Consider the following 12,468-nt stretch of genomic DNA (forward strand, 5'->3'; position numbering starts at 1 on the left):
TTTATCGATGAGCACGCGCGTCGAAGCGCCACTGGAAAAAGCGCACCGCTTCCTGCAATGCGGGCGGGTGATCGGCGAGCGCCGCGTGCGACACGCTCGGAAAACGCACCACGTGGGTCTGCACGCCCGCGTCGATCAGATTGCTTGCATACTTCTCGGCCTCGACATGCAGCACGTCGTTCTGCGCGGTCGCGATCAGCGTGGCCGGCAAGCCGGCGAGCCGCGACGATTCGAGCGGCGCCGCATACGGATGCATGCGCTGCGACGCTTGCGGCAGGTAGGCGCGATAACACGCGGCGCACTCGCGGGCCGTGATGTCCGAGCCGAGACGCTGCTCGTCGCCAAGCCGCGTGAGGCTGGGATCGAGCATCGGGCCGAACAGCGCCTGCGCGCTGATCCGCACGTCGCCACGATCGCGGGCGATGAAGGCGAGACAGTTGGCGAGTTGGCCGCCCGCGTCATGCCCCGCCACGCCGATCTTCCTGCTATTGCCGCCGAACGCGCGCGCCCGCGTCTGCACCCACAGCGCCGCGCGGTGCGCGTCTTCGGGCGCGGCGGGAAACGGAAAACGCGGCGCGAGCGAATAGCCCACCGACACGACGAGCGCCGGTAAGTGTTCTGCGAAATACCGCGCGGCGAAGTCGGCGGAGTCGATCGATCCCTTCGTGAAGCCGCCGCCGTGGAAATAAAGCAATACCGGCAAGCCGGTCTGTTTCGTCAGCCGATACAGCCGCAACGTAATGGGCTGAGCGTACCCATCGACCTGCACGTCGGTCACTTCGAGGGTCGTGTCGTTGGCCTCAGCGCCAGTGTCTTCGGCGGATTCGCCGGTGGAAACTGGCGGGTACGGCATTTTGAATGCATCCATGTCGAGCCGCGCAAATGCGCATAGAACTTCAATGGTGCGAATTGTGGGTTCGGCAGACTCGCAAATAAATGCCTATAATCCGGCAACACAATTCGGTGCCTTTGAACAATCCGCTTGCGATTGTTTTCGCGGACTCCATTCCCGCCTGCGCACCCGCCCCTTCTGGAGGTTTGCAATGGACCGGCTTCAGGCCATGCAAGTGTTCACGCGAGTCGTCGACACCAACAGCTTTACCCGTGCGGCGGAAACGCTCGATCTGCCGCGCGCATCGGTTACCACGATTATTCAGAACCTCGAAGCGTTTCTCGGCACGCGGCTGATGCACCGGACCACCCGGCGTCTGTCGCTGACCCCCGATGGCGCCGCGTACTACGAGCGCTGCGTGCGCATCCTCGCGGACGTCGAAGAGACCGAGGCGAGTTTCCAGAGCGGCAACAAGAAGCCGCACGGCAAGCTGCGCATCGACATGCCCGGCTCGATAGGGCGTCTGCTCGTGATTCCCGCGCTGTGCGAATTCCACACGCGCTATCCGGACATCGATCTGCAATTGGGCCTGACCGACCGGCCCGTCGACCTGCTGCAGGAAGGCGTCGATTGCGTGGTGCGCGTCGGCGCGCTGCAGGATTCGTCACTGGTCGCGCGCCGCATCGGTCTGTTCGAAGGCGTGACCTGCGCGGCACCCGATTACATCAAGCGCGCGGGCATGCCCTCTTCGCTCGAAGATCTCGACAACCACAAGGCCGTCAATTACTTCTCGAGCCGCACGGGACGCACGATCGACTGGGCGTTCATGGTGAACGGCAACGAGGTGGAAGTGAAGATGAAGAGCATCGTGTCGGTGAACGACGCCGATGCGTACGTGACCTGCGGACTCGAAGGCTTCGGCCTGATTCAGCCGGCGCTCTTCATGGTGTTGCCGCATCTGCGTTCGGGCCAGCTCGTCGAAGTGCTGCCGGAGTTGAAACCGTTGCCGATGCCGATTTCGGCAGTCTATCCGCACAGTCGTCATCTGTCGCCGAAAGTCCGCGTTTTCGTAGACTGGATTGCAGAGGTGTTCGATCGTTGCCCATTGCTGAGCGGACGCGGCAAGCTCGACGCGACTTGCACGAAGCGCACCTTCGAGGAGCGCGAGTCAGCGCCGGCACTCGACACGCCGGTGATGACCGAATGGGTCGCATGACGTACAGCAAATGAAACAGTGAATTCCAGCCGCGGCGCCAATGCCGCGGCAACTGCGCACTAGCCCCGATCCTTCAAGCCCTTCCCGCGATTGTTCCTGAATCGCGACTATTCATTTCGCGAAACCGCGATTTATCCGCACCGCGTCGACGTCTACATTTCACCCTGTCGCAGCGCCATCGCACTGCCAATGAATCGACAGGAGTAGATCATGAAACGCAATCTTTTGGCTGGCCTCGCTCTTTCGTTGCTCATCAGCGCGCCGGCGTTCGCGCAAGGCGGCGGCGGGATCGGCCGCGCGGGAACGTATGACACGCAACCGACGCCGAGCGCCAGCACGAAGACACGCGCCGAGGTCAAGGCCGAACTGGTCGCCGCGTATCGCGACGGCTCGCTACCTTCGCTGAATCGCACCTCGTATCCGGACAAAGGCCTGATCGGTCAGACGCAAGCCGCGCGCATCGCGTTGCAGGAAGGCACGAACGGCGACGCGACGCGCGTCGCGAGCGGCCAGTAACGAGTTGGAAAGTCTCAATCAAGGAGCACATCATGACACCATCGGAACTCGATCAATGGGATAACGACACGCCCGTGTGGACGCCGTTTCGTCCTTCACAGCATTGAGCGTTAGCTGTCGTACGGCACTCGCCGTCATGCGCCCGCGAAGTCACTTCGCGGGCGCATTGCTATTAAGCCTATCGAAAGCCATTGCAGCCCAGGGCTACGCGTTTACTGGCGTTTCCCTATAATCGAAGGTCCTTTCCTCGCAGCGGGTTTGTGCACTTCATCACAGGAGCACCTCGATGGACTATGTGAAACTCGGCCGCACCGGCCTCGATGTATCGCGTCTTTGTCTCGGTTGTATGAGTTATGGCGTGCCCTCGCGCGGCACGCACCCCTGGTCGCTCGACGACGAAGCCGCGCGCCCTTTCATCAAGCAGGCACTCGATCACGGCATCAACTTCTTCGATACCGCCAACGTCTATTCGGACGGCACCAGCGAGGAAATCGTCGGCCGTGCGCTGAAGGACTTTGCGAAGCGCGATGAGATCGTGCTCGCCACCAAGGTCAATAGCCGCATGCATCCGGGCCCGAACGGCGCGGGATTGTCGCGCAAGGCGATCATGGCGGAGATCGATCACAGCCTGCGTCGTCTCGGTACCGACTACGTGGACCTGTATCAGATCCATCGCTGGGACTATGGCACGCCGATCGAGGAAACGATGGAGGCGCTGCACGATGTCGTGAAAGCGGGCAAGGCGCGCTATATCGGCGCGTCGTCGATGTACGCATGGCAGTTTGCGAAGGCCTTGCAGGTGGCCGAGCGCAATGGCTGGACGCGCTTCGTGACGATGCAGAACTACGTGAATCTGCTGTACCGCGAGGAAGAGCGCGAAATGCTGCCGCTCTGCGAAAGCGAAGGTATCGGCGTGATTCCATGGAGTCCGCTTGCGCGTGGACGTTTGACGCGCGACTGGGACACCGAAAGCGCACGCTCGGAGACCGATGAATTCGGCCGCACGCTGTACGCGCACACGCAGGAGGCGGACCGTCGGGTTGTCGGGCGGGTCAGCGAGATCGCGAAGGAACGTGGCGTGCCGCGCGCACAGGTGGCGCTAGCGTGGGTGCTGCAGAAGAAGCCGATTACCGCGCCGATCGTCGGTGCGACCAAGCTGCATCATCTCGACGATGCGGTTGCGGCGCTGTCGTTGAAGCTCAGTGACGAAGAGATTCATCGGCTCGAAGAACTTTATGTGCCGCATGCGGTGGCGGGGTTCAAATAAGCGGCGGGATGCGTAGCGGCATCCCATCAGCGCAGGCGGAATGACACGCGAGCACAGCGCACGTCCTTTCGCCTCACTTACTCCTCTCTCCCCCTCCGCTCACGGTCCCAATTCATGCGCGCGCTGCCGTTCGGCTTGCGTCGGAAATAGCTTCACCCGCAACGCCTGAAGCTGCGCGTTGCGCTGCGAGACGTCGAGCGCCGCATCGCGAATGATCTTTTGCGCGTCGTTCTGATAGCTCGAATAGCGCTCGGCCCAATGCCGTCCTTCGTGGCTGCGTTCGCTGTAACTCGTCACCGCTTTCTGTAGCAGCCCGAGCAAATATTGAATGTGCTGCTCTTCCTCGCGGCTGTTTTGCCAATGCGGAACCGGATAACGCGGTTGCTGCGCCGACGCGGCTCCCCCTTCCTGATCGGCCGCGCGTTGCCGATATTCGTCGATTGCCTGCGCCAATTGCGAATCGTCGTTCTGGTACCAGGCTTGCACGACCTCGTCGCCGAGCATCCGTTGCCGCAACGGGTCGCGTTGCTGACGCCAGGTCACGATGCGGTTGATGTCGACGTTCGTTGCATTCAGACTCTGCGCGTTGAGGTTTTGTGCAGCGAGCAGATCATCGTGCGCTTTCATATAGGCCACGTAATGCTCGACTATCTGCACCGCTTCCTCCGAAGCGGGAGGACGAAGCCGGGTTCTCAGATACAGCTTCAGTTGATCCGCGCGGTCCTCGTCCGTCTGTTCGAGAAGAAAGTAGTCCATCAGGTCGCGTAACCCGTCGTTGACGATCAGATGGTGACTGTCCGTCATCGCGAGGCCATTCGCGAGACTCGAATCACCCGGCCAGATGCGCAATGAGGTATCGGCGTCAGGCGCGGGTGCATGGACTGAAGCCGCCGCCCCGTTGGTCTCGCGATCCGCTGCGACGCTCGTCGGCGTCGCCGTTGCCTGCATCGGCCCCGCGTGCCGGAAATACAGCACGCCGGTCGACAACCCCAACACCGCCGCGCAGATCACGCACAGAGGTCCCAGCCATTTTTCCGGCATTTGATCCTCGACGACGATCGTTTGAAGAAACGATGCGAAAAGGCCGATGAGCCGCCTTTGCGCATCGCGATCCGCCACGCTATGCCTGCGTCAGAACGAGCAACTCGGCACGCTGCCGCTCAGCGTGAAGCTCGACGTAGTCACGCCAGTACCAGATGGCGTCACGTTCGAGTTATACAGCCCGACCGTCGCGTACTGATCGCCGCTTTGCGCGGTCGCATCGAGGCTGACGTTGGCCAGATACGCTGTCACCGGATAGCTCGAGCTGCGCCCGTCGATCTTCGTATAGGCACCCGACAGCGACGCCGTCGAGTACGCGCCGTTCACGATGATGTTGGACAACGTCGGAGTGCCGCCGGTGCTACAACTGCTGTAGTTCGTATCCGTCACGATCAGGTGCTTCGCGTTGGTGATGCAGGTGTTCACGTAGCTCACCTGCTGCACCGTCAGCGAACACGGATCTGCCTTCACGTTGATCGCGTTCGCGTCGGTCGATGCCGTGCCGCTCAGGTCGTTGCCGTACACATAGTTGTTCTTGAACAGGATGTTCGAGACCGTGTTCTTGGCAATGCTGCCGACCGACAAACCATGCGTGCCGTGCAGCTTCGTGTTCGACACGGTCACGTTCGAGATGTTGCCCGAGTTGGTCTTGACCGCGACACCATCGTCGCCGGCTTCGATATCCGAATTGATCACGGTCGCATTGGTCAGGCTGTCGATGTCGATACCGTCCGCGTTCGCACGTGTGGCCGGCGTGCGAATCGACACGTTCCATGCGGTGAAGCCGCTGCCGCCTTCGACGTACAGATTCGGATGGGCCGCCTGAGCGAGCGTCACGTTATAGACGATGAAGTTCGTGATATTGCTCGCCTGCACGAGCCGCGGTGTACCGCTGATGATGTCGCCGCGACCGTCGACGGTGCCCGGTCCCATCAGCGATGCATTGGTGCCCGAGAACGACAGCAGGTTGGCATTGCTCGAGTAGCTATTGTTGCCGTACAACGTGACGCCCGAGTTGACCACGATGCCTGCACCGCTGATCGTCAGACTGCCGGTATAGAACGCGTTGTTCGATCCCGAAGTGGCCAGCACGACGCTGCCGCCCGTGCCGGCGCAGCTATTCAATGCCGCTTGCAGGCGGCTGGTGTCGTCGGTGGTGGGCGGTGAGGCGCGTTGCGAAGTCGAGAACTGCGCGGTGAGCGTGGTACAGACGGTGGGATAGGTTGGCTGCGTGACGGTTCGGCTATCGCCGGTCGCCAGTGTTTGCGCGTGAGCCGGAATAGCAATCAGACAGGAACATGTAAGGAGTACGGAAGAAAAAGCGCGACTGATTTTTTTCATCGAAATCTCCGATGTGACGCCGTTTTATGGACACCTGATATGTGATTTGGATAAGTGGCCTGACTAGTATCAAGTCGTATGACCACTTCCCGAACGAATACTAGGGTCAGGGTTCAGGGCTGTCAAGCAAGGCGATAGCGATGCGAGCTACGCGGTCGGCGCAGCATCGTTATGAATGGAAGACCTCTTTAATTGCGCGGCACGTCCGGTTCGAAGAATACCCAGCGCACCTGAGGAAACGTGGCCTGCAGATCGGCCTCGATGAGATTGATCGCATCGACCATCGCGCGGCCGCTCGCGTAGTCGATCATTTCCGCCTGCACCGCCACCACCACGTGACGTCCCCACTGCAGCGTGATCATGTTGATGATGCTGCGAATCTCGGGACGCGTGCGCAGATGCGCGTCGATTGCGCTGCGCACCTCCGGGCTCGCCGACTCGCCGACGATCATCGACTTCACCTCACGCGCGACGAGCCACGCGATCGTCATCAGCAGAAGACCGACGCCCACCGAGCCGAGTGCGTCATACACGGGATTGCCGCTCACCATCGTCGATAGAACAGCGACGAATGCGATCGCGAGACCGAATAGCGCGGCGATATCCTCGCCGGCCACGACCAGCAGATCCGATTCGCGCGTCTCGCGAAACCAGCGCCACAAATTCTTGTCCGGATACGTCTTGCGAATCTCCTTGACCGCGCCCCACAACGAGAGCGCTTCGAGCACCACTGACACACCCAGCACCGCCAACGCGACGAACGCATACTGCAACGGCTCGCGCACGATCAGTCGATGCACGCCCTCATACACCGAAAACGCGCCGCCGACGAAAAACAGCAGCAACGCAACCAGCAGCGAATAGAAGTTGATTTCGCGGCCGCTGCCCATCGGATGCAAAGGACTCACCGGCTTGCGCGCTTCGCGAAGCCCGAATAGCAACAGCAGTTGATTGCCGCAGTCGGCGGTGGAGTGAATCGCTTCGGCGAACATCGAGCCGGAGCCGGTGAATGCCGCCGCGGCGAACTTGCAGACGGCGATGCCGAGGTTGGCGGCGAGTGCGTAGAAAATGGCTTTCGGCGATTCTTCTTTCATCTGCTGGCGCGTGTCCGTGAATGGGCTGGGTACTGCGCGATATTATGGACGACAACGACACATCGGGTCCCACGAATCGGACCTGATGTGTCGCCGCTCCGCCAGGCTGCAAAGCCGGTTCGCCAGGCGCCCTTTACACCATTCGCGTCACTCACGCCCTCTCGAGCGCCGCCATCTCCCGCACCACCACCAGCAGCACCGACAGACTCGCGCCGCCCGTCGCGCGCAAATCGGTCAGCAGGCGCGTATAACGCTCGAGTTGCGCCGCGCGTTTGTCGTGCCAGGTTTGCACGAGCGACTCGGGCGACGACGCATCGGTCGCGCCGGCCAGCGCGCTGGTGGTCAGCGCGCGCTTGAGCCGTGCGAGCTCGGCGAGCGCCGACGCCCGCGCGAGCATGTCCCAATGCGTCGGTGCCGGCAGCGAGGCCGCACGCTCGCTGATCCAGCTGTAGTTCAGCAGCGTGCCGAGCGCGAAGTACACGCCCGCGACCTGTTCGAGATTGCGCCCGCACGTCGACGCGACTTCGGCGATATCGAGCAGCGCGGCCGACACCTCGCCGCTCGCGATACGCACCGCGAGTTCGCTATCGACGCCCGCATCGACGAACACGCGCTGCCGCTCCGACAACGCTTCGAGATCGGCGCCAGGCAACAGCGCCGGCCATTGCGGCGCGAGCCGCTGAGCGGCATCGCGACAGCGCGCGAGCAGGCCGCTCACGTCGTCGCCCACCCCGCCCGAATGCAGATGCCGCAGGAACCACAGCGCCGAGCGTTCGACGAGCCGCGCGACTTCGGCGAACATGCGTGCCTGCACGTCGTCGGGAACGCGATTGTCGAGCGCGTCGATGCTGCGCCAGATCTGATCGAGATCGAACACGTCGCGCGCCATGATGCACGCACGCACGATGTCGCCGGGATGCGCATCGGTCTCCTCCATCAGCCGATGCACGAACTCGCAGCCGACGCGATTCACGAGCGCATTGGTCAGATACGTCGCGAGGATTTCGCGGCGCAGCGGATGGCGCTGCATCGGTTCGCGGAAACGCTGTCGCAGCGGCTTCGGAAAGTACTCGATCAACATGTCGCTGACGAGCGGGTCTTCCGGCATCGACGACTCGAGCAACGCGTCGTACAGCCACATCTTGCTGTAGGCGAGCAGCACCGCGCGCTCGGGTGTCGTGAGGCCCTGCTTCGCGGCGGTGCGCTCGGCGATGTCTTCGTCGGTGGGCAGAAACTCGATCACGCGATTGAGCCGCCCCGCCTTCTCCAGATAGCGCATCAAACGCGTTTCGGCATCGAACAGCTCCACGCCGTAACGGCCCGCGATCGACAAAGCCTGGGTCTGATAGTAGTTGTCCGTCAGCACGAGCAGACCGACTTCATCGGTCATCTCGGCCAGCAACGCATTGCGTTGCTTCTCCGTCATCTCGCCATCGGCGACGACGAGGCCGAGCAGAATCTTGATGTTGACTTCGTGATCCGAACAATCGACACCCGCGGAGTTGTCGATCGCATCGGTATTGATGCGGCCGCCACGCTGCGCGAACTCGATGCGCCCGAGTTGCGTCAAGCCGAGATTGCCGCCCTCCGCCACGACCTTGCAACGCAGATCCGCGCCGTTCACGCGAATCGCGTCGTTCGCGCGGTCGCCGGCCTGCTGATTGGTCTCGCGGCTCGCCTTCACGTAGGTGCCGATGCCGCCGTTATAAAGCAGATCGACCGGTGCCTGCAGAATCACGCGCATCAACTCGGCCGGCGAGAGCGCCGCCGCGCTGATGCCGAGCGTCGCCTGCACCGCCGGCGACAGCGGAATCGTCTTCGCGCTGCGCGGGAACACGCCGCCGCCCGCCGAGATCAGCGACGGATCGTAATCGGCCCAGCTCGAGCGGTCGAGCATGAAAAGGCGCGCGCGCTCCGCCATGCTCGCGGCGGGATCGGGATTCGGATCGAGAAAGATATGCCGGTGATCGAACGCGGCGAGCAACTTGATATGCGGCGAGAGCAGCATGCCGTTGCCGAACACGTCGCCCGACATGTCGCCGACACCGACCACCGTGAAGTCCTCGCTCTGCGTGTCGACGCCCATTTCGCGGAAGTGTCGTTTGACCGACTCCCAGGCGCCGCGCGCGGTGATGCCCATCTTCTTGTGGTCGTAGCCGACCGAGCCGCCCGACGCGAACGCGTCGTCGAGCCAGAAGCCGTATTCCTGCGAGATCGCGTTCGCGTAGTCGGAGAACGTGGCCGTGCCCTTGTCGGCGGCGACGACCAGATACGGGTCGTCGGGATCGTGGCGGACCACGTCCGGCGGCGGCACGACTTCCGTGCCCGCGAGATTGTCGGTCACATCGAGCAAGCCGCGCAGGAAGGTCTGATAGCACGCGACGCCTTCGCGCAGCCACACATCGCGATCGCTCGGCGGCGGCGGATTCTTGACGACGAAGCCGCCCTTCGAGCCGACCGGCACGATCACGACGTTCTTCACCATCTGCGCCTTCATCAGGCCGAGCACTTCCGTGCGGAAATCCTCGCGCCGATCCGACCAGCGCAAGCCGCCGCGCGCGACGCGCCCGCCGCGCAGATGAACGCCCTCGACGCGCGGCGAATAGACCCAGATCTCGAACATCGGTTTCGGCTCGGGCAAGCCGGGCACCTGGGCGGGATCGAACTTGAAAGACAGGTAGGGCTTCGGCTTGCCCTGAGCGTCATAGCGGTAGTAGTTGGTCCGCTTGGTCGCCTTGATGACGCCGAGAAACTGCCGCAGGATGCGGTCTTCGTCGAGATTCGGCACCTGGTCGAGCGCGCCGTCGATCGTCGCGAGGCAACGTTCGACGCGAGCGTCGCGCGCGTTGCCGAGCGCCGGATCGAAGCGCGCGATGAACAGCTCGACGAGCATGCGCGCGATCGCCGGATTGCCGGTCACCGCGCGCTCGATATACGCGTCGCTGAATGTCGAACCGACCTGCCGCAAGTACTTCGCGTACGCGCGCAGAATCGTCACCTCGCGCGCATTCAGCTGCGCACGCAACACGAGACGATTGAAGTCGTCGCTTTCGATCGCGCCGGTCCACACCTGCTCGAACGCCTGCTCGAACAGATCCTTCACTCGCTCGATGTCGAACTCGGCATCGTCCGCGAGTTCGAGGCCGAAGTCGTGGATCCACGCGGGCATCGCGCCCAGCGCTTCGATCAGGTAAGGCCGCTCTTCATCGACGCGCACGCCCAGATGTTCGAGCATCGGCAGGCTGCGCGACAGCGCGATCGGCAAGCCCGCGCGATAGACCTTGAAGCGGAACGCGCGCGGTCCCGATTCGATCGGCCGGTACAGGTTCATCGCCAGCCCCTCGGTGCCCTGCACGCGCTCGATCAGCTCGATATCGCGCACCGCCGTGCGCGCCGGATAGTCGTCGCGATAGCCGGCCGGGAACGAATCGCCATAGTGCTGCAGCAAGCGGTTGCCTTGCTCTTCGCCATACGCGTCGAGCAACGCGTCGGCCAGATCGTCCTGCCAGCGGCGCGCGACCTGCACGAGGCGCGCTTCGAGCTCGCGCGTGTCGACTTCGGGCATGCCGCCCGGCTTGGCGTGGACGACGAAATGAATCCGCGCGAGCGTCGACTCCGACAGCAGCGGCGTGAATTCGACGTTCTCGCCATTGAACGCGTCGGCGAGCAGGTTCGCGATCCGTTGCCGCAAATCGGTGTTGTACTTGTCGCGCGACACGAACACGAGGCAGGACACGAAACGATCGAAGCGATCGCGCCGCGCGAACAGCCGCGTGCGCTGATGTTCCTGCAAACGCAGCACGCCGAGTGCGGTGTCGTAGAGCTGGTCCTCGTCGGCCTGGAACAACTCGTCGCGCGGGTAGGTTTCGAGCACCGTCACCAGCGACTTCGCGAGATGACCTTTCGGCAGGAATCCGGCCCGTTTGACGATATTCGCGCATTTGCGCCGCACGATCGGAATTTCCGCGGACGACACGAAATAAGCGGTCGACGTATACAGGCCGATGAAGCGCCTCTCGCCCGTCACCTTGCCATCCGCGCCGCTCAGCTTGATGCCGACATAGTCGAGATAGCCGGGCCGATGCACCGTGGCGCGCGAGTTGGCCTTGGTCAGAAAGATCGGCGACGAGCCGGTGATGATGTCCGCGGCCGCCTGCGGCAACGGAGTCACTTCCGCCGCGCCGGGCGGCCGCAGCGCATCGCGCAGAATGCCGAGGCCGGAGCCCGGCACTGCCCGCAAACCGTAGCCACCGTCCTGCTGCACCAGTTCGTAGTCGCGCTGGCCGAGGAACGTGAAATGATCGGCCACCATCCATTCGACGAACGCGCGCGCTTCGACGGCCTCGGGTCCGGTCTCGCGCGCCTTCATATCCTGAATCGTCTGCTTCGCGCGTTCGACGATCTTCGGCCAGTCCTCGACCGCCGCGCGCACGTCGCCGAGCACGTGCGCGATGTCGTCGCGCAACGCGTCGAGTTTTGCGGCATCGCCACAACGATCGACCTCGAAATGGATGCACGATGTCAGATGCGAGCGCGTGTCGCCCGCCTCTTCGGCGCCCTGGCTCACGCGCGCGATGCTGCCGTCCGTCGCGCGCCAGATGCGAAACACCGGATGCACGACCGAATGCAGCGCGAGCCGATGCCGGTTGACCGTCATCGAGACCGAGTCGACGAGGAACGGCATGTCGTCGTTGACGATCTCGATCACGGTGTGATCGGAATGCCAGCCATGCTGTTCGAGGATCGGGTTATAGACGCGCAGCCGCTGCTCACCCGGCACGAAGCGCTGCGCGGTCTGCCAGTGGGCGAGCGCCGCGCCGTACAGATCGGCGATCGAGCGGCTTTGCAGATCGCCCGCATCGACGAAATCGTAGTAGTGCCGCAGGAAGGGTTCGACGATATTGAAGGTCGGCTCCGGCAATCGCCCCCGCGCAAATTCGACGACATCATTGAGCAGGTGCGTGACGGCTTCTTCGTTCTTTGCTTGCATGATCGACTCCCCTGGCTGACGGCAACGGTGAGTTTCGTGTGATTCGCAGGCAACGTCTGACTAGAGATTATGCGCCTGCCGCGCACGATGGGGCCGATTCGCGTCGTCAGGTAATACCCGCTGACGGGTCGTCGGGGATGCCCGAAAGCGGCGCTGAAAAGCGTTGCGTCG

General features: G+C 62.9%; 8 protein-coding genes. 3 read left to right on the forward strand and 5 right to left on the reverse strand.

The genetic code is table 11. From position 1 onward, the window contains the following. Window position 1 precedes the first annotated feature (1 nt). Window positions 2-868, reverse strand: a complete 867-nt coding sequence (locus tag CI15_RS34685; RefSeq protein ID WP_062138167.1) for an alpha/beta hydrolase — start codon at window positions 866-868, stop codon at window positions 2-4. Window positions 869-1,043: 175 nt separating this feature from the next. On the opposite strand from CI15_RS34685, the gene CI15_RS34690 reads away from it, so the two are divergent. The 3 genes from CI15_RS34690 (at window position 1,044) to CI15_RS34700 (ending at window position 3,831) form a co-directional block, all read left to right on the forward strand. Continuing rightward, a complete protein-coding gene (locus tag CI15_RS34690; RefSeq protein WP_062138169.1) occupies window positions 1,044-2,048 on the forward strand; it encodes a LysR family transcriptional regulator in 1,005 nt (334 codons plus the stop codon). A 210-nt stretch (window positions 2,049-2,258) separates the two neighbouring features. Next, window positions 2,259-2,564, forward strand: coding sequence for a DUF4148 domain-containing protein (locus tag CI15_RS34695; protein ID WP_062138171.1), 306 nt, complete (start codon window positions 2,259-2,261; stop codon window positions 2,562-2,564). A 286-nt stretch (window positions 2,565-2,850) separates the two neighbouring features. Then, the gene (locus tag CI15_RS34700) at window positions 2,851-3,831 is read left to right on the forward strand and encodes an aldo/keto reductase (RefSeq protein WP_062138174.1); all 981 of its coding nucleotides are present in this window, start codon (window positions 2,851-2,853) and stop codon (window positions 3,829-3,831) included. A gap of 99 nt (window positions 3,832-3,930) precedes the next feature. On the opposite strand, the gene CI15_RS37500 is transcribed toward CI15_RS34700, so the two are convergent. The 4 genes from CI15_RS37500 to CI15_RS34720 all read right to left on the reverse strand — a co-directional run bounded on the left by CI15_RS37500 (window position 3,931) and on the right by CI15_RS34720 (window position 12,297). Continuing rightward, window positions 3,931-4,872, reverse strand: coding sequence for a hypothetical protein (locus CI15_RS37500; RefSeq protein ID WP_174543285.1), 942 nt, complete (start codon window positions 4,870-4,872; stop codon window positions 3,931-3,933). Window positions 4,873-4,962: 90 nt separating this feature from the next. Then, complete coding sequence (locus tag CI15_RS34710; protein WP_062138176.1) at window positions 4,963-6,213, reverse strand: glycosyl hydrolase family 28 protein; 1,251 nt, start codon at window positions 6,211-6,213, stop codon at window positions 4,963-4,965. Between the two features lie 188 nt (window positions 6,214-6,401). Further along, on the reverse strand, window positions 6,402-7,307 hold the full coding sequence (locus CI15_RS34715) for a cation diffusion facilitator family transporter (RefSeq protein WP_062138178.1): 906 nt from the start codon (window positions 7,305-7,307) through the stop codon (window positions 6,402-6,404). A 151-nt stretch (window positions 7,308-7,458) separates the two neighbouring features. Continuing rightward, window positions 7,459-12,297, reverse strand: coding sequence for an NAD-glutamate dehydrogenase (locus CI15_RS34720; RefSeq protein ID WP_062138180.1), 4,839 nt, complete (start codon window positions 12,295-12,297; stop codon window positions 7,459-7,461). Window positions 12,298-12,468 lie beyond the last annotated feature (171 nt).

It is taken from the genome of Paraburkholderia monticola, from assembly GCF_001580545.1.
Taxonomy (GTDB): Bacteria; Pseudomonadota; Gammaproteobacteria; order Burkholderiales; family Burkholderiaceae; genus Paraburkholderia; species Paraburkholderia monticola.